At 70.3% G+C, this 17,553-nt stretch carries 16 protein-coding genes; 6 read left to right on the forward strand and 10 right to left on the reverse strand.

Annotated elements, in window-relative coordinates; genetic code table 11:
* Positions 1 to 605 precede the first annotated feature (605 nt).
* The gene (locus tag ACFYRY_RS23915) at positions 606 to 989 is read left to right on the forward strand and encodes an ANTAR domain-containing protein (protein WP_389149078.1); all 384 of its coding nucleotides are present in this window, start codon (positions 606 to 608) and stop codon (positions 987 to 989) included.
* Between the two features lie 75 nt (positions 990 to 1,064).
* Complete coding sequence (locus tag ACFYRY_RS23920; RefSeq protein WP_389149081.1) at positions 1,065 to 2,009, forward strand: helix-turn-helix transcriptional regulator; 945 nt, start codon at positions 1,065 to 1,067, stop codon at positions 2,007 to 2,009.
* A gap of 60 nt (positions 2,010 to 2,069) precedes the next feature.
* Here the strand turns inward: ACFYRY_RS23920 and ACFYRY_RS23925 are convergent, their stop codons facing one another.
* Positions 2,070 to 2,654 carry a helix-turn-helix domain-containing protein gene (locus tag ACFYRY_RS23925; protein WP_389149084.1) on the reverse strand — a complete coding sequence of 195 codons (585 nt, stop codon included), beginning with the start codon at positions 2,652 to 2,654 and terminating at the stop codon, positions 2,070 to 2,072.
* A gap of 114 nt (positions 2,655 to 2,768) precedes the next feature.
* Here ACFYRY_RS23925 and ACFYRY_RS23930 point away from each other — a divergent pair, with 114 nt between their 5' ends.
* From ACFYRY_RS23930 to ACFYRY_RS23940, 3 genes are all read left to right on the forward strand, one after another.
* Positions 2,769 to 3,182, forward strand: a complete 414-nt coding sequence (locus ACFYRY_RS23930; protein ID WP_389149087.1) for an EamA family transporter — start codon at positions 2,769 to 2,771, stop codon at positions 3,180 to 3,182.
* Positions 3,183 to 3,247: 65 nt separating this feature from the next.
* A complete protein-coding gene (locus tag ACFYRY_RS23935; RefSeq protein WP_389149090.1) occupies positions 3,248 to 3,895 on the forward strand; it encodes an FMN-binding negative transcriptional regulator in 648 nt (215 codons plus the stop codon).
* A 54-nt stretch (positions 3,896 to 3,949) separates the two neighbouring features.
* The gene (locus tag ACFYRY_RS23940) at positions 3,950 to 4,657 is read left to right on the forward strand and encodes a B3/4 domain-containing protein (protein WP_389149092.1); all 708 of its coding nucleotides are present in this window, start codon (positions 3,950 to 3,952) and stop codon (positions 4,655 to 4,657) included.
* 68 nt (positions 4,658 to 4,725) lie between these two features.
* Here ACFYRY_RS23940 and ACFYRY_RS23945 read toward each other — a convergent pair whose 3' ends face one another.
* The 9 genes from ACFYRY_RS23945 to ACFYRY_RS23985 form a co-directional block, all read right to left on the reverse strand.
* Positions 4,726 to 5,310, reverse strand: a complete 585-nt coding sequence (locus ACFYRY_RS23945; RefSeq protein WP_389149094.1) for a TetR family transcriptional regulator — start codon at positions 5,308 to 5,310, stop codon at positions 4,726 to 4,728.
* Between the two features lie 166 nt (positions 5,311 to 5,476).
* On the reverse strand, positions 5,477 to 6,631 hold the full coding sequence (locus ACFYRY_RS23950) for an MFS transporter (protein ID WP_389150248.1): 1,155 nt from the start codon (positions 6,629 to 6,631) through the stop codon (positions 5,477 to 5,479).
* Positions 6,632 to 6,837: 206 nt separating this feature from the next.
* Positions 6,838 to 10,482, reverse strand: coding sequence for a family 78 glycoside hydrolase catalytic domain (locus ACFYRY_RS23955; RefSeq protein WP_389149097.1), 3,645 nt, complete (start codon positions 10,480 to 10,482; stop codon positions 6,838 to 6,840).
* A 281-nt stretch (positions 10,483 to 10,763) separates the two neighbouring features.
* On the reverse strand, positions 10,764 to 11,651 hold the full coding sequence (locus ACFYRY_RS23960; protein ID WP_389149100.1) for an SMP-30/gluconolactonase/LRE family protein: 888 nt from the start codon (positions 11,649 to 11,651) through the stop codon (positions 10,764 to 10,766).
* Between the two features lie 15 nt (positions 11,652 to 11,666).
* Positions 11,667 to 12,641 carry a sugar kinase gene (locus ACFYRY_RS23965; protein WP_389149103.1) on the reverse strand — a complete coding sequence of 325 codons (975 nt, stop codon included), beginning with the start codon at positions 12,639 to 12,641 and terminating at the stop codon, positions 11,667 to 11,669.
* Positions 12,638 to 13,258, reverse strand: a complete 621-nt coding sequence (locus ACFYRY_RS23970; protein WP_389149106.1) for a bifunctional 4-hydroxy-2-oxoglutarate aldolase/2-dehydro-3-deoxy-phosphogluconate aldolase — start codon at positions 13,256 to 13,258, stop codon at positions 12,638 to 12,640. The genes ACFYRY_RS23965 and ACFYRY_RS23970 overlap by 4 nt, the downstream gene beginning before the upstream one ends.
* 47 nt (positions 13,259 to 13,305) lie before the next feature.
* Positions 13,306 to 14,451, reverse strand: coding sequence for a galactonate dehydratase (dgoD, locus tag ACFYRY_RS23975; RefSeq protein ID WP_389149109.1), 1,146 nt, complete (start codon positions 14,449 to 14,451; stop codon positions 13,306 to 13,308).
* Positions 14,448 to 15,194, reverse strand: coding sequence for a FadR/GntR family transcriptional regulator (locus tag ACFYRY_RS23980; RefSeq protein ID WP_389149112.1), 747 nt, complete (start codon positions 15,192 to 15,194; stop codon positions 14,448 to 14,450). The genes dgoD and ACFYRY_RS23980 overlap by 4 nt, the downstream gene beginning before the upstream one ends.
* Positions 15,195 to 15,261: 67 nt before the next feature.
* Entirely contained in the window at positions 15,262 to 16,005 is a 744-nt protein-coding gene (locus ACFYRY_RS23985) for an SDR family NAD(P)-dependent oxidoreductase (protein ID WP_389149114.1), read from the reverse strand.
* Positions 16,006 to 16,200: 195 nt separating this feature from the next.
* On the opposite strand from ACFYRY_RS23985, the gene ACFYRY_RS23990 reads away from it, so the two are divergent.
* Positions 16,201 to 17,547 carry an ABC transporter substrate-binding protein gene (locus ACFYRY_RS23990; RefSeq protein WP_389149117.1) on the forward strand — a complete coding sequence of 449 codons (1,347 nt, stop codon included), beginning with the start codon at positions 16,201 to 16,203 and terminating at the stop codon, positions 17,545 to 17,547.
* Positions 17,548 to 17,553 lie beyond the last annotated feature (6 nt).

The raw sequence follows: 17,553 nt of genomic DNA on the forward strand, positions 1-17,553 counted from the left end.
GCCTCGGTATCCGTGGGTGCAGAATCCGCCGGTCTGGAATCCGGGGCTCCGGAATCCGTGGGTGCAGAGGTCAGTTGCGCCATCTGAGGGTCCCCCCTGGGGAACGCGGGATCCGGGACAGTCGCGCGGCGCAGCAGCGGCCGACGTCTCCGGGGTCCCGTGAGCGGGCGGTAAGGAGTACGGCGACCCCGGCCGGCGTACGGTCTCGACGCGGCAAGGGGGACGTGCAGAGAACCTTTGAGGTTCTCGCCTGGTCCATGGGCAGGAGCAGTGGACGGCAAGCACGTGGGGGGCGGGTGCGACGCCGGGATGTGAGGCTAGCTGCGCCCGTGGACGTTTGTGTAGCGTTCGGTGTGAATCAGTGAAGATTTTCCATAACGTTCATACAAAATGTCCATTTTAATATCTTTTATACGCATTTAGCGTAGAGGAATCACTGCCGGACCGAACCATTGATTCGGATGCGTTGCCCCGGAACCTGCCTTTCGTCCGTTACATCTAAATAAACCGTGGAAGGACTGGCCACTGGTGTGATTTATGGTCAACATGTGCGCATGGAGTCAGAACCGTATGAAGCCGGTCAGACATCCGACAGAAGCGAGCGCATGGCCGCCGTTCTCGCCACCGCCGGTGTCCTGGTGTCCACACTTGTCGGCCTCGGCGAGCAACTGCGGCGAGACTTCCCTGAGGTCCTTCCGCTCCCGGCGTCCTCCGCACTTGAGGCCCTGCGCGCCGAGAACCGGCAGCTCAAGGAGGCCCTGGAAGGGCGCGCCGTCATAGAACGCGCCAAGGGCGCCCTCATGGTTCTGCGCAGCTGCGACGAGAACGACGCCTTCGAGATTCTCGTCGTCACGTCCCGGCGGGAACGACGCAAGGTCCGCGCGGTTGCGGCCGACATCCTCCAGCAGATCGCAGGCCTTCCACCGGCCCAACCCCAGCCCACCGCACCCGCAGCACGTGCTCATGTCCCTGCCGGCACCACCGGATGACCTTGCTCAGGTTCATCCGCGCCCAGCGACGAAGTCCTCCACCGGAGCGACGTGTTGCCCGGACCTTCCTGTCCGATGGAGGCGGGTGACGGCGGGTCAGGACCGGGCGGCGAGGACCTCGACCTCGAACAGCACGTCAGGCGTAGCCAGACTCGCGACACCGAGGCACTGTCCGCGGCCGGCGTTCCGGTCTACGCCGAACGCGGTCGGCACGGCGGATTCGCGTTGCTGCCCCGTTTCCGGACCGAGCTCACCGGACTCAACCACGACGAGGCACTTGCCCTGCGGGTCGCCGGATCGCGGCGCGGCGCGCAGGCATTCGGCCTCGGCTCGGCGCTCGCTTCGGCCATGCGCAAGGTGGTTGACGCGCCACCCGTGAGCTACCGTGCCACCACGGCCGGCGCGGTGCAGCGATTGCTCATCGACCCGGAGACCGACCTTCTCTCGCGCCGACTGGTCGCCGAGGAGGTGCCCGACGCCGTAGTGGCACAGGTCCGGAGCGCGGTGTCCGCCGGACACAAGCTGCGCATCCACTACGCGGCCGTGGACCAGACCCCGACGTGGCGCACGGTGGACCCGATCGGCCTGGTAACCGTGCGCGACCAGGGCTACTTGCTGGCCACGAGGTCCGGCGCGGACCGCACCTACCGGCTGTCCCGGGTTCTGGCCGCCGAGGAACGCGCCGAACCGGCACAGCGACCGGACCGGGTCGATCTGGACCGGGCCTGGCAGGAACGCAGCTCGCGGTTTCGGACCGGCGGCGACCAAGTCACCGTGCTGGTACGGGTGGCCCCCGCGCGGCGGAAGGACCTGGTGGACACCGCGCTGGGCGTCGACGCCGAAGAAACCGACGCAGACGGTCGGCTGCGGCTGGAGGTGACAGTTCAGGATCCGAGACACGCCGAATGGGCGCTGTGGCACCTCGCCATGAACGCGGAGGCCCTGGCCCCGCAGTGGTTGCGCGACGCCCTGCGCAACCACGCCGCCGCGATCGCCACCCGCTACGGAGTGTCGCCCTGAGAGGTCCGGCCGAGCTCGCCGGGCTCCCCGGTCATGGGACTTTCGGATGCACCACGCGGGTCAGGTTGTGGAAGCGGGACCGGGCGGCAGGTGGACTGTCATGATCAAGGTGCATGTCTCGGTGCCGGAGCCGCGGTAAGTGTGAGGGGTGTCGCCGTCGAAGGTGGCGGTCTGCCCGGCTTCCACGGTGTGTTCGGTGCCATCGACGATCAGGGCCATCCGGCCGGACGTGACGCTGACAGTTTCCACAACCCCTGCCTGGTGGGGGTGGCTGGGGTATTCCTCGTCCGGTTCCAGGTGCCAGCGCCAGACCTCGACCGGGGCCGAGCCTGAGGTCGTCAGCATGAGGCGGGCCTCGCTGCCTCGGTCGCCGGTCCACAGTGGTGCCACGGTGTCGGCGGCCACGACGCGGACTCGGCCTTCGGGCGGTCCTTGCATCAGGGCGGATACCGAGATTCCCAGAGTGTCGGCCAGCCGGACCAGGGTGGCCAGGTTGGGGTTGCCCTGCGCTTTCTCCAGCGCCACCAGGGCGCCCTTGCTGACCTGGGAGCGCTTGCTGAGTTCGTCCAGGGACAGGCCGGCCCGGGTGCGGGCCGCCCGGACGTTGTGCGCGACCGTCCGCAGGGCCGCGGCTGTCTCGACCATCTGATCTCCATCCTCGCCACAACCACCACAATGCACCGCACGGTCGTTTGGTTGACATCGACCGGTCGTTGCGTTGTACGGTGCAGTCGTTCCAATGATAGTAAAGGATGCGCTGTGATCGCTCTGCTGCTGGCCCTGTGCAGCTCACTCGCCTACGGATGCGCCGACTTCCTCGGCGGCCTCGGCGCCCGTAAGGCACATGTGCTGCGCACCGTGATGATCGCGGCCCCGGCCTCTCTCGTGGTCGAGCTGTTGTTGTGGCCGGTGCTCGGCGCCTCGTTCAGCGCCGGCGCCCTTGGCTGGGGTGCGGCGTCCGGGGTCGCGGGTGTGCTGGACTCCGTGGCGAACCTGCTTTTCCTCCTCGCCGCCCGCAGCGGTGACCTCGCGGTCGTCGCCGTGGTCGTCGCCCTCTACCCGGTCGGCACGGTCGTGCTCGCTCGCACCGTGCTCGCCGAACGCATCCACCGTGGCCGGCTCGTCGGCCTGGGCACTGCCGCCGTCGCTGTCAGCCTCCTCGCCCTGACCTGAGCAGCCCGGCAGCCCGACAGCCCGGTAGCCCGGTAGCCCCCAGCCGTCGACACAAGGAGATCAGCATGTTCATCCAGCCCTGGGACGCCCACCTAGACGAAGCCGAATGGCAGACCTGGGTCGCCGAAGGCCACGACTTCGGCCAGCTCAATGTCAACGGCCTGCCTGGCCATCCACCCGTCGCCGTGCCCACCCACTTCACCAGCGACGGAACCCATCTCCTGATCCACCTCGCCCGGCCCAACCCGGTCTGGAAGGCGATCGAGCACGACGCGAACGTCCTCTTCACCGTCTTCGGTGACTACGCCTTCATCCCGGGCCCCTGGCGCGCCACGACCGGCACTCCGCCCAACGACGGCGTCCCCACCAGCTATTACACAGCTGTCCAGTTCACCTGCCGCGCCCAGGTCGTCGACGATCCGGAGGCCAAGGCGGAACTGCTGCGCCGCCAGCTCGCCCACTTCCAGCCCGACGGCGATCACGCCGCTGTCGCCGTCGACCGGCCGCCCTACGGCCGGATGCTTCCCGGCATCCACGGCCTGCGACTGGAAGTCACCGACGTGCAGGCCAAGTTCAAGTACGACGACCACAAGCCCGTGGAACACCGCACCGCCGTAGCCGACCACCTGGCCGCACGCGGTCAGGGCCTCGACGTGCCCACCTCGCTCCAGCAGCGCCGCCGCCTGGACCGCATCGGCGACTGGAAGCCCTGACACCCCGCCCCACACCCCCGCCCAAGTCCGGATCAGGAAACGGAAACCCCGCACATGCCCGCCTTCCGCCTCACCCCCGCCGTCGCGGACGCCTTCCCCGACACCCTCATCGCCCTGGTCACGGCGACCGGTCTGCGTGGCCGCGAACCCTGGCCCGACACCACCGCGGCCCTGGCGGACCTGGAACAGCGACTCGCCGACGCCACCTGGCACCCCGCCGACGAGACCGACCCCCGCATCGAGGCCTGGCACACCGCCTACCGCTCCTTCGGCACCAACCCCCGCCGCATCCGCCCCAGCGTCGACGCGCTGGGCCGCCGCCTCGCCAAGAAGGGGAGCCTGCCCCGCATCAACCCGTCCGTCGACTCCTACAACGCGGTCTCCGTCCGGCACGGCCTGCCCGCCGGCGCCTTCGACCTCGACCACGTCATCGACGACGTCGACATCCGGTACGCGGACGGCAGCGAGGAGTTCACCCCGCTCGGCGAACCCGACACCGTCGAGCACCCCAAGCCGGGCGAGATCATCTACGCGGACACCGCCGGCGTCCTGACCCGTCACTGGAACCACCGAGACGCCCACCGCACCCGCGTCACCGAGGACTCCGCGCACGTCGCCTTCATCCTCGAAACCGTCCACGCCACCCGCGACGGCGACCTCCTGAAGGTCGCGGCGGAGGAACTGCGGGGACTGCTCGCCCCGCACACCGCACAGACCGCCGTGCACTACCTCAGCCCGGCCCGTCCCCAGGCCACCGCCTGAGAGCACGACCGGCCCGGGCCCGCGCCCGGTCCGCCACGACAACACCACGCCACGGCGCCACGGGGGCGTCAGTGCTGCGGCGGCTCCTCGCCTTCTGAACCGGTCACCGCGGTCAGATCCCGTACGGCTCGGGCGACCTCCGCGCCGAGGTCGTCGAGGCTGTGGTCCGCGCCGAGGACCATGCGACGCAGCTGGGGCATGGCGATGCTCCAGCTCGCCAGGGCCATGGTGAAGAACACCCGGGTACGCGCGTCGTGGCCCTGCCCGCCGGCCTCCGCGGCGTCGATCTTGTCCTGGTAGTGGCTGGTGCGGGCCTCCTCGGCCGGGACGGGCCGGTCGCCGATCTCCAGGGCCTCCCACATCACCAGGCGCAGGGCCTCGGGGTGGGCGCGGTGGTAGGCGAAGAGGCGCTCGGCATAGCCGGGCAGGTCGTCGCTGGGCGGTACGGCCTCCGCCAGCTCGGCCAGCACGCGTTCGAGAACGACGGCGAAGAGCTTGTTCTTGTCGCCGAAGTAGTCATAGATCGCACGCTTGTTGGCCTTGGCCTGGGCGGCGATACGATCCACCCGCGCACCGGCGACCCCATGCGCGGCGAACTCCGCGGTCGCCGCCGCGAGGATGCGTTCCTTGGTCGCCGCCGAGTCGTATGCCATGCACTCCAGCCTAACGAACCGGTTCGTTTGACCGCCGCGACGGGCCGACGCCGGATACGGCATCCGCGACCACAGCGGTGCCGATCCGTATCCGGCGGTCGGCGTCCCGGGTCAGGAACCCGTACGAGACCAGCTCGGCCACCAGCCGCGAGGCGGGTCGCTACGTTCAGCCCCGTACGCCGGGGCCACCGCGGCGGCCGGTCAGGTGGGCGCCGAGGGCGAGCAGCGCGGCCACCGCGACCAGGGCACAGACGGCACCCCAGCCCAGCTGGGTGTAGGCGCGCGTCCCGAGCCAGGAGCCGACGGCGGCGCCGATGAAGCCGCACGTCATGTAGCCCGTGTTGAGGCGGCTGCGGGCCTCGGGGCGCAAGGCGAAGATGCGGGCCTGGTTGGCCACCTGGCCGCACTGCACGGCCACGTCGATCAGCAGCAGCCCGGCGGCGAGGCCGGCGATTCCGGCCAGGCCGCCCGAGAGGCCGGTCAGGAGGAAGGCGCCGGAGACGAGGGCGAGCAGAATGCACCACAGGTTGACGCGGTCGGCGCCGTACCGGTCGACCCAGCGGCCGGCCCCGGGGGCCAGGAACATACTGGCCGCGCCGATCAGCGCGAGCAGGCCCACCGCCTGGGTCCCCATGTCGTAGCGAGGGCCCGTGACCAGCAGGGCGACCGCGGTCCAGGCCGCGCTGAACGCCCCGAAGAGAGTGACCTGGAAGTAGATCGAGCGGCGCAGCTGCGGCTCGTGGAGCAGAAGCCGCAGCGTGTCGGCGAGCAGGGTGGGATAGCGGTCGCGCACGGTGGGGACGCTGCGCGGCAGGGCGAAACCGAGGGCGAGGGCGAGGATTCCGGTGAGCACGGCCGCCACCAGGTACGGGGCACGCCAGCCGAGATGCTCACCCAGTACGCCGCCGAAGGTGCGGGCCAGCAGGATGCCACCGATCAGCCCGGCCTGCAGGGTGCCGGTGACAGCGCCTCGGCGCTCGGGTTCGACCAGGCCCGCGGCCATGGGCAGCAGGATCTGCGGAACGACGGTGGCCACACCGACCACAGCACCGGCGACGAGGAGTGGACCGATGGCCGGGGCGAGGCCGGCGGCGAGCAGAGCGAGCGCGGTCACGGTCAGCAGCACGGTGATCAGCGGTCGGCGGGACAGCCGATCGCCGAGCGGTACCAGCAGGAAGATACCGACGGCGTAGCCGAGCTGGGTGACTGTGGTCAGAACGGCCGCCGCGTCCTGGCCGACACCGAGACCGTGCGCGATCAACGGTGTGATCGCCTGCGGAAAGTAGACATTGGCCACGGCGACACCGCAGGCCAGCGCCATCACCAGGGGCAACCTGCCGCTCAGCTCCGCCGGGGCCGGTGGGACCGGTGGGGCGGACACAACGGTGCGGGGCACGACATGACTCCAATCAAACGAACTAGATGGTTCGCTTTCAGGCTGGCATGACCCACCGCCGCAGTCAAACGAATCGGTTCGTTCGCTCCGCGTTCCTGCGGCGGTGGAGGAGACGACAGCAGGGGTTCGGATCACCCGGCGTTGAAGCGGTACCGGCCCGCCCGGGCCCGGTAGACCTCGTAGGCCGCGCCGCCCGAGGTGTCGTCCCGGACGAAGGCGACACCCTTGGGCGCGGTGACGGGCTTGTCCTGGGTTGGCACCCAGATCTCGGCCTCGGTGTTGTACGGGATGGTCACCGCGAGGGCGATCCTGCCGTCCGAGCGGCGCCGCCACTGTGCGGACACCCTGCCGCGCACGGTGTCGATCGAGGCGCTGACGTGGTCGAGGGTCGCCGGTGCCAGGTCGAGGTCTTCGGTGTTCTTCGGGACCCGGCTGTTGACCGCGGCCGAGGGGATGTATGGGCGGATGCGCAGCGTCTCGTAGGCGGTCGAGGTCGGCCTGATGCCGGCCAGGCTCTGGTAGAACCAGGTGGCCACGTTGGAGCGGTAGTGGTGGTTGACCGAGAGCCGGTCGGTCCACTGCTCCCACAGTGACGTGGCGCCCTTGGCGATCTGGTGGACGTACCCGGGTTGTCCGGTCCGGGTGACGGCCTTGAGGGCGATGTCCGTGTAGCCGTACTCGCTGAGGATGTTGAACTCGTAGCGCGAGCCGTACATGTCGTTCTGGATGTGCTGGTCGGCGGCCACGATCCGGTCGGCGAGCAACGTGGCGAGGGCCTTCTCGTTGTCCGCCAGCGTCTTCGTGCCGGGCAGGTGGCGGGGGTCGTCGGGGCTGAGGTCGGAGCCGGGTACCAGGTCGAAGGCGATGGCCAGGGTGTTCTCGCTGGAGACGCTGCCCTGGGTGAAGTGGCCTTGGGAGGGATCCCAGTAGTTGGCGATGAACGCCTTGCGCAGGGTGCCCGCCAGCTTCGCGTAGTGAGCGGCGCGTTCGGTGCGGCCGAGCCGGCGTCCCACCTCGTCCATGTAGTCGCAGAAGTGGATGTAGAAGGCGAGGCTGATGACGGCGTTGCTGCCGGGGCTCTCCGCGCCGGAGTAGGCGCCGAGGGATGCTTCGAACATGTAGTGGTTCTCGGCGGTGAACAGCGTCTCGTAGTACGTCAGGAGCGTGTCCTGGTGATCGTAGAGCTCGGCGAACAGGCTGCTGTTGCCGTAGTACGTGTACAGCTCCCGCGGGATGACGAAGTACGCCGAGTCCCACGCGGGCACGGCCTTCCAGGCGGCGTTCCAGCCGGGGGTGTGGTCGTAGCCGTAGCCGCCCTTGGCGATGGGGACGAACATGGGGAGCTGGCCGGTGGAGATCTGCGTGTCGGGGAAGTGGCGCAGGTAGGTGGTGAGGACCGCGTTGACGTCCCAGGTCAAGGATTCGGACTCGGAGCTGGCCATGGCGTCGCCGGTCCAGCCGTTCTTCTCGCGGGACGGGGTGTCGGTGGGCTTCTGCACCAGGTTGTTCTGCTCGGCCCACTCCAGGTTGCGCTGGAGGCGGTTGAGCAGGGCGTTGTCGGTGGTGAAGGTGCCGGTGCGGGCGAAGCCTGAGCGGGCGACGCCGACGGTCAGCACGTCCGCGTCCCGGGTGAGGTCCGGGGCTCGTCCGAGGACCGCGTCCAGGTTCATGACTTCCAGGCAGCGGAAGCCGAAGTGGTTGAACTGCTGTTCCCAGGTCTGCGTCGACCGCCTGCCGAGGGTGTAGTAGTGCGTCTGGAGGTCGGCGTCGTGCTGGAAGTTCTCCTCCTCGACGGAGAGGGGGGAGGCGGCCGTGCCGTCACCGCCGACGATCCGGTTGCCGCCGCGGATGCGGAGGGTGGTGCCCTCGCTGCCGGGGCGTATGCCGGTGAGTTGGAGGCGGACGAGGCCGGTCAGGATCTGGCCGTAGTCCAGGACCCAGGTTCCCGAGCCGGGAGCCGTCTCGGTCATGGACACCGGGCGCAGTGTCTGGTTGACCAGTACCGGCTCGGCCTCGTGGGCGCGCGGGACGGCGGGTTTGAAGCCGTCGGGGATCGTCGTGGCGGGTAGCAGGCCGTGGTACTTGGGCGAGGGGCCGGAGCAACTGCCGGGCGGGATCAGGACGGTGGCCGGTCGCCAGTCGCGGCCGGTGCGGTAGCCGGCCGATCGCCACTGCCCCAGCTGGTCCGCCCGCCGGGCGTCGTACTTCTCGCCCGAGTAGACCGAGTCGAACGTCGTGGGCCCGTCCGCGCTGAGCCAGTCCTGGTCGGTGACGAGGGTGGTGGCGGAGCCGTCGGTGAAGGTGACGACGAGCTTCGCGCGCAGACGGGGCTGGCCGGTGTAGGGGGCGAGGTGCCAGTACCACTCCTGGGGTGTCGTCACCCCGTACCAGCCGCGTCCGAGTTCGGCGGCGAGTACGTTGCGCCCTCCAGCCTCCAGCAACGTGGTGACGTCGAAGGTGTCGTACAGAACCGTACGGTCGTAGGTGCTCTGGTCGGTGAGCAGCCGGGGCACGTTGGTCCGGCCGCGGTTCGCCCGCTTGCCGTCGACGGTGATCGGGTCGCCGTTGACGGTGAACGTGACGTTGCCGGCGGCGCTCAGGTGCAGCCGGGCCTTGGCGATACGGCGGCCTCGTGGCAGGGAGAACGCGCGGCGCAGCACCGGGGCCGGATTGGCGATCGGCAGCACGCTGTTCTTGGACGGGATGAAAGGGTTCTTCGGCGGAAAGGTCAGACCGGCGAGGGTGCCAATGCCGTTCTCGAACGGGTTGGCGCCGGTGGTGAGGTCGGCGGAGAAGTCGCGGGCGCCGGTGCCGGTCACCTCGACGTTGCGGATGGTGGCGTTGGTGCCGCCGCCGAAGCCGAAGCTTCCGTGGCGGCGGATCTGGTCGCCCGTGAGAGTGCGGCTGTCGACCTCGACACCGTTCACGGTGGTGGTCACGGTGAGCCCGATGACCGAGACCCGCACGGTGTGGTCGCGGGCGGCCCAGGTGTCCTTGGTCAGTCCGGTGGAGGCGGGGAGGGTGATGGTGCCGACGGGGACCTCACGGGTGCCCGCGGTGGTGGGGTTGGTCTCGCTCTGCGGGTCGTAGTGGTCGACGCCCCAGTTCGGCTCGGAGGTGCCGTCGTCCACCCAGGTGTTGCCGGCGTAGTGGCTGGTCCTCATGACCAGCCGCATGTCGTCGCCGCTGTGCCGGATGGTCCAGTTGAGCGCCTCGCCCCAGGTCTTGCCGATCGGCTCGGCCCGCAGCAGCAGGGACAGCCCGTCGGCGGCGTCGGACCCACCGCGGAAGACGACGGTCGCGGTCAGGTCCTTCCAGTCGTGGTCCTGCGCTTCACGCCCGCCGATCCACCGCGCGCCCGACCAGTCCTTCTCGCCCTTCAGCAGGCCCGTCTCCCACATCGCCGGCTCGCTCCAGGGGCCGGGCGCGTCCTTCTCGTCCCACGTGCGCACCCGCCAGAAGTACGCCCGTTCCGACCGCAGCGCGCCGCCCCCGTAGGCGACTTCGGTGCTGTTCGAACTCGCTGTCCTGCCGCTGCTCCAGACGTCGGCCGCGCCCGGCCTGGTGCCGACCTGGATCTCGTACGCGGTCTGCCGGGCCACCTGCGGCACCCAGCTGAACGCCGGCGCGGTCTGCGTACCCAGCGGTGCGGTCCGGGAGTTGACCTGCGGTTCCACGGGTGCGGGACCCTGCCTGCCCGATGCCGCGGCGCCGGCCGCGACGGCGTTCGGCGCGGCGGCGACCGGGAGCGTGGCCCCGGCTGCGGCGGCCGTCATGATGCCGAGCATGTGTCGGCGGCTCAACGCACTTCTGTTCTGCTCGGCCACGGCTCAGATCCCCTTGCATTGAAACGTTTCAATACCTTCCAAGTGGAAAGTTTATGAACAACCCCGGGTCGAACACAATGCTTCTGACTCGATGAGGACTCCGCCCGACCCGTGACGGGTGAGCACACCGCAGGCCAGGCCGTCCCGAGCGGGACGAGAAAGGGGCTCCACCGCCTGGCGGTGGAGCCCCCTTCGTCCTGCCGGCCCGTCCGGACCCGGTGGACCGGGTCTCAGAGTCGACCGCGCCAGGAACAGGCTGCCGTTCCCCTGGCCTGTACAGGGGCGCTGAGCACCGCGCCGGAGGCCGCGGTCGGGCTCGCCACGCCGTACCGGGCCGTGGTGACGAACAGGCGGTTGTCGCCGGGGTGCAGGCACACCGACGTGGGGTGCGGGGCCGGGACGGTCACGGTGTGCAGCAGGTGACCGTCCGGGTGGTACCGGCGGATGGTGCCGGTGCCCCACAGGGCGATCCACAGGCAGCCCTCGTCGTCGACGGTCATTCCGTCGGGGCTTCCTTCGTCGTCCCGTAGCCGGGCGAAGGTCTCGGGGCCTGCCGACAGGTCGCCCGAGACGGGATCGACCCGGCAGCGCAGGACGGTGCCGGCGGCCGTGTCGGCGACGTACATGGTCGTGCCGTCGGCGGTGAACGCCGGGCCGTTGGTGATGGTCAGGCCGTCGAGGACGCGTACCACCGTGCCGTCGGGGTCCGTACGGTAGAGCGAGCCCGCGCCGGGTGTGCCGTCGTAGGCCATGCTGCCGGCCCAGAACCGGCCGGCGGGGTCCGCGACGCCGTCGTTCATCCGGCTGGGGACGGGAGTACGGTCCTCCGGGCGGTCCAGCCACCGCAGTGCGCCGTCGGCGGTGAGCAGCGCGATGCCGGTGCCCGCGGCGGCGATCCACTCGTCCGGTCGGCCGCTCACCGGCGCGACGGCACCCAACGGCACGTCCAGCCGGGCCAGTTGGCGCGCGGTCGCGGGTCCGCTGTCGTCGCGCAGTTCGAAGAGCCGGCCGCTGAGGATGTCGACGTACACGTACCGGCCGTCGACCCAGCGGCCGCCCTCGGCGAGTTCGTACGCTCCTTCCACGAGGACCGCCGCGGGGTGTGCCGTGGATGTCATGAACGGTCTCCTGAGTCAGCGGATCGTCGTGCCGTCGGGCTCGTCGAACAGGCCTAGTTCGTCCCGCGTCGGAAGGCCCTCCCAGTCGCCCCGGGTGGCGACGGCGAAGGCCGCGGTGGTGACGGCCCGGTGCAGCCGGGCCGGGATATCCGCCCCGTCGAGGAGTCCGGACAGGTATCCGGCCACGAAGGCGTCACCCGCTCCGACCAGATCGACGGCGTCGACCTGTCGCGCCGCGCGGTCGCTCGCCCCGTCGGCGGTGAAGGCCGTCGCACCGCGGGCGCCGCGTTTGACGACCACCTCCGCGACACCCGCGGCCACGATGCCGCGCACGGCCTCGGCCTCATCCGCGCCGGACCGTTCCAGCACCAACGGCAGCTCGTCCTCGGAGGCGATGAGCAGGTCGGTGTGGTCCAGCAGCGGCCGGAGGGCGGTGCGGGCACAGTCGGTGGTCCACAGCCGGGAGCGGTAGTTGACGTCGAGGCACACGGTGACGCCGGCCTCGCGCGCCGTCGCGGCGGCGGCCAGGACGGACTCGGCCGCCGACGCGCTGAGCGCCGGGGTGATGCCGGTCAGATGCAGGACGCGGGTTCCCGAAGCCAGCGCGGGCAGGACATCGGCCGGTGAGAGCGCCGAACCGGCGGAACCGGCCCGGTAGTAGCTGACCCGGGTGAGCGTGCCCAGGCGGGGTTCGGTCAGCAGCAGCCCCGTGGGCCTGCCGGCGTCGTCGGTGACCGCGTGGTCGGTGTCGACGCCCTCGGCGCGCAGGGTGCGCAGTACCAGCGCGCCGAGTTCGTCCGCGCCGACCCGGCCGGCCCACCGCACCCGGTGTCCGAGCCGGGCGAGACCGATGGCGACGTTGGACTCGGCTCCCGCGACGGACAGGCCGAGGCTGCCGCCCAGCCGCAGCGCGCCGTGCGCCCGCATCGCCGCCATCGTCTCGCCGAAGGTCAGCACGTCGGCCGGGGCCCGGCCATCCGGTGTCGTCACGGCGTCTCCCCCGCGGCCACCTTGCGGAACACGGCCGCGCGGGCGCGGAGTCGGTCCAGGTCGCCGCCGTCGGCCGCGTCCCCGACGAGGGGTGACCCGACGCCGACGGCGAGGGCGCCCAGGTCCAGATAGTCCCGGGCGGCCCGCGCGTCCACGCCGCCGACGGGCACGAAGGGCACCTCGGGGAACGGGTCACGCAGGGCCTTGAGATAGCCGGGGCCGCCGAGGGAGCCGGGGAAGAGTTTGATGGCGTCGGCGCCCAGGGCGAGGGCCCGTTCGATCTCGCTCGGAGTCAGCGCGCCCATCGCCACGGGTACGCCGTACGGCTCCAGCCCCTCGACCAGGGCCGGGGTGACGAGGTACGACGCCCCGGCCTCCACGGCGCGGGCCGCGTCGGCGGCCGAGCGTACGGTTCCGGCGCCGACCAGTGCGTCGGGTCCCAGTTCCGCGCGGGCCCGCCTGATCACGGTCAGGGCGTCCGCGGTGGTCAGCGACACCTCGATGGCGGCGACGCCCTCTTCGGCGAGGGTGAGCACGGTACGCAGGGACGCGGCGTGGTCCTTGCCGCGGACGATCGCCAACAGGCGGTGGGCGCGGAGGTTTTCCACCAGGTTCATGGGGGTGGGCTCTTCCTTGGGGGTGGGGTGCGGGGCCCTGACGGTGCTCACCATTCGGTGAAGGAGCCGTCGGCGCCCCGCCACACGGGGTTGCGCCAGCGGTGTCCGGCTTCGGCGGCGTGGCGTACCGCCTTCTCGTCGATCTCGACGCCGAGGCCCGGGCGGGAGCCGGCCACGGCGTATCCGTCCTGGAACCGGAAGGGTTCGGGGTCCATCACGTACTCCAGCAGGTCGCACTGCTCGTTGTAGTGGATGCCCATGCTCTGTTCCTGGATGAGGAAGTTCGGTACGGCGAAGGCGATCTGCAGGCTCGCGGCCAGGGCGATCGGGCCGAGCGGGCAGTGCGGGGCCATGGCGACGTCGTACGTCTCGGCCATGGCCGCGATGCGGCGGACCTCGGAGATGCCTCCGGCGTGCGACAGGTCGGGCTGGGCGACGGCGATGCCACTGGCCATGACCTCGCGGAAGTCCCAGCGGGAGTAGAGGCGTTCGCCGGTCGCGAGCGGAATGCTGGTGGACTCCGCCAGGCTGCGCAGGTGGCCCGAGTGTTCCGGCCGGACGGGTTCCTCGACGAACAGCGGGTGCAGCGGTTCCAGCAGGGGCAGCAGGCGGCGTGACATGGCGGTGGAGGCCCTGCCGTGGAAGTCGACGGCGATGTCCCGCTCGTCGCCCAGCACCTCGCGGACGGCCGCGACGCGTTCGACGACCTCGGCGGTGCGTGCCGGGGTGTCGATCGGGGCGAGTTCGGCCGAGGCGTTCATCTTCACCGCGGTGAAGCCCGCCTTCATCTGTTCCCTGGCCAGCTCCGCCACGTCGCTGGGCCGGTCCCCGCCGATCCAGGCGTACATCCGCACCCGGTCGCGTACCGGGCCGCCGAGGAGGCGGTGCACGGGGACTCCGTAGGTCTTGCCGGCGATGTCCCACAGGGCCTGGTCGATGCCTGCGACGGCGCTGGAGAGGATCGGGCCGCCGCGGTAGAAGCCTCCCTTGGTGAGGACCTGCCAGTGGTCCTCGATGCGCAGTGGGTCCTGGCCCATGAGGTGGTCGGCCAGTTCGTGGACCGCGGCGCGCACGGTCTCGGCGCGGCCCTCGATGACGGGTTCGCCCCAGCCGGTGACGCCCTCGTCGGTGGCGACGCGCAGGAACAGCCAGCGCGGAGCCACCAGGAACGTCTCAAGTCCGGTTATCTTCAAGGAACTTCCTTCGGCTGCGTGTCGGTCGCGACGTCATCGTGGTCTTCCCGCGCCTGTACGGCCGCCAGGTCGTCGGACGCCTGCGCCAGGAGCGACTCGACGGCCGCGACGGCGGCGTCCGGATCACCCGCTTCGACCGCGTCCAGCAGTTCCTGGTGTACGGGGATGGAGTCGGAGAAGTGCCGGGCGCCGTGCACGATCCGGTCGCGAACACGCAGACCGGCCTCGATGACGACCTCCATCCGGCTGAGGAGTTCGTTGTGCGCGGCCTCCAACAGGGCGCGGTGGAAGGCCAGGTCGGCCTCGACCATCGCGTCCGCGTCCGCCCCCGCCGCCGCCATCGCGTCGAGCGCCTGCCGCATCGCGTCCAGGTCGGCCTCGGTGCGGCGGGCCGCCGCGAACCGGGCTCCGGCGGGCTCGACGATGGCGCGGACCTCGGCGAGGTCCTCCAGGAAGCCGTCGGTCGGGGCGCTGCTCCCCTGCCAGCGCAGCAGGTCGCTGTCGAGCAGGTTCCAGTGGGCGCGGGGCCGGATGGTCGTACCGCGTTTCTGCCGTGACTCCAGCAGTCCCTTGGACGCCAGCACGCGCAGCGCCTCGCGCACGACGGTCTTGCTGACGCCGAGTTCGGTCTCGAACTTGACCGGGTCCACCACGGAGCCCGGGGGATAGTCGCCGCGTATGATGCGCCGGCCCAGCTCCTCCACGGCCTGGCCGTGCAGCCCCTTGGGCGGATGGGTCACCACGTTCTCCGTTTCCGTCTCGGTCCTGTTCGCGGATGCCGCGCACAGCATGCCGCACGGTACGCGCCGCTCACGAGGACTCCTTCATGACGCTCCATCCTCCATCGACCACCAGGCTCGCTCCGGTCACATAGGACGCGTCCGCCGATGCCAGGAACGCGACGGCGGCCGCCACCTCCGCCGGCTGCCCGAACCGCTTCGCCGCCGTGGCCGCCACGCTGCGTGCCCGGTCGGGCTCCGGGATCCCCTCCCACGCGGCGGTGAGGATGGGGCCCGGCAGCACCGTGTTGACCCGGATGTCCGGCCCGTACTCGACGGCCAACTGCCGGCCCAGCGAGCACAGCGCACCCTTCGCGGCGGCGTAGGCGGCATGGCCGGGCAGGCCGATGACCGCGTGCACCGAGGAGGTGAGGACGACCGAGCCCCTGGCCTCGCGCAGCATGGTCGCGAAGGTCCTCATCGCCCGCCAGGCCGGCTTGAGCAGCACGGCCATCTGGCCGTCCCATTCGGCCTCGCTCAGTTCGTGGGCGGGCTTGTTGAGCTGGGCGAAGGCGTTGCTGTGCAGGATGTCCAGCCGCCCGTGACGCTCGTCGACGTGGCGGGCCAGGTTCTCCCAGTCGGCTGCCGAGGTCACGTCGCACCGTACGTACTCCGCGCGCCCTCCGCTGTCCTGGACGGCCGCGGCGAGTTCCTTCCCCGCGGTGTCGTCCACGTCCGTGACCACGACCGCCGCGCCCTCGTCCGCGAGCCTTCGAGCGGTGGCCGCGCCGATTCCGTGGGCGGCGCCGGTGATCACCGCCACGCGTCCCGCCATCCTGCGGCACTCCGTCATCGTGTGTCTCCCCATCTGATGCCTGCGCGTCCGGCGATGCGCGTCTGACGCCCACACCCACCATAGCTGTTTCAATTAATTATGAATATATCTTGACGAGGTGGCGATGCCGCTCCGAAACTGACCGGCATGCACCAGGCACCACCTCCCGTACGAAGCGAGGAAGGACCTCCTCCCATGAGCCGCACCACACACCTCCGCAGAAGCCGGGGCGCACTCGCAGTGGCCCTTGCCGCCGCCTCCCTGATGCTCTCCGCCTGCGGGGGTTCGACCGGTTCGTCGGACAAGGGGCTCCAGTCACCCGTCAAGCCCGGCCAGAAGGTCGACCTGCGCTTCTGGTCGTGGGTTCCCGGTGTCGACAAGGCCGTGGACAGGTGGAACGCCACTCACCCGGACTTCCACGTCAAACTGGAGAAGATCCCGGCAGGCAGCAGCGGCGGCTACGCGAAGATGCGTGCCGCGCTCAAGAGCGGCAACGCGCCCGACCTGGCACAAGTGGAGTACCAGGAGATCCCCTCGTTCCTGCTGGAGAACGGCCTGGTGAACCTGTCCCAGTACGGCGCGGACAAGGACCGGTCGAAGTTCGTGGACTGGCAGTGGCAGCAGGGAGTCTTCGGCTCCGCCGTCTACGCGATCCCCCAGGCGTCCGGTCCGATGGGCCTGTTCTACCGATCTGACCTGTTCAAGAAGTGGGGCATCACGCCGCCCGCCACCTGGGACGAGTTCGCCCAGGCCGCGCAGAAGATCCACAACGCCGACCCGAAGGCCTACATCAGCACCTTCCCGGCCGGCAACTCCGCCTGGTTCACCGCACTCGCGTGGCAGGCCGGCGCCAAGTGGTTCGGCGTGAACGACGACACCTGGTCGGTGAACATCGCCTCCCCGCAGACCCTCAAGGTCGCCGCCTTCTGGGACAAACTGCGCAGCCAGAAAGTGATCAAGACCGAACCCGACTTCGCCAACGGCTGGTACAAGGACCTGCAGACCGGTGCCATCACCTCGTGGGTCAGTGCCCAGTGGGGCGACGCCATCATCAGCGGAAACGCTCCTCAGACCAGCGGCAAGTGGGCGGTGGCACCCATGCCGCAGTGGACGAAGGGCGCGAACGCGTCCGCGAACTGGGGTGGTTCCTCCACGGCTGTCCTCAAGGGCGCCAAGCACATCCCCGAGGCCCTGAAGTTCGCCGAATGGCTCAACACCGACCCCAAGAGTGTCGACCTGCTGCTGCAGGGCGGATACGGCTGGCCCGCGGCGGCCGACGGGTACCAGGGCTCCTCGCTGGACAAGCCGTCGAAGTTCTTCGGAGGCCAGAAGTACAACGAGGTCTTCGCTAAGTCGGACAAGAGCATCGACAACTCGTGGAAGTGGATACCGACGATCGGCGCCACCTACCAGCACCTCAACGACGGCTTCCAGGCCGCCGTGGCCGGCAAGGGCACGTTCGTCTCCGCGGTGCGGCAGGCACAGAAGCAGACGGTCGAGGACCTGAAGCGGAAGGGTTTGAAGGTTTCCACCGGCCAGTGACCACCT

The organism is Streptomyces sp. NPDC005263 (genome assembly GCF_042872365.1).
In the GTDB taxonomy this organism is placed as follows: Bacteria; Actinomycetota; Actinomycetes; order Streptomycetales; family Streptomycetaceae; genus Streptomyces.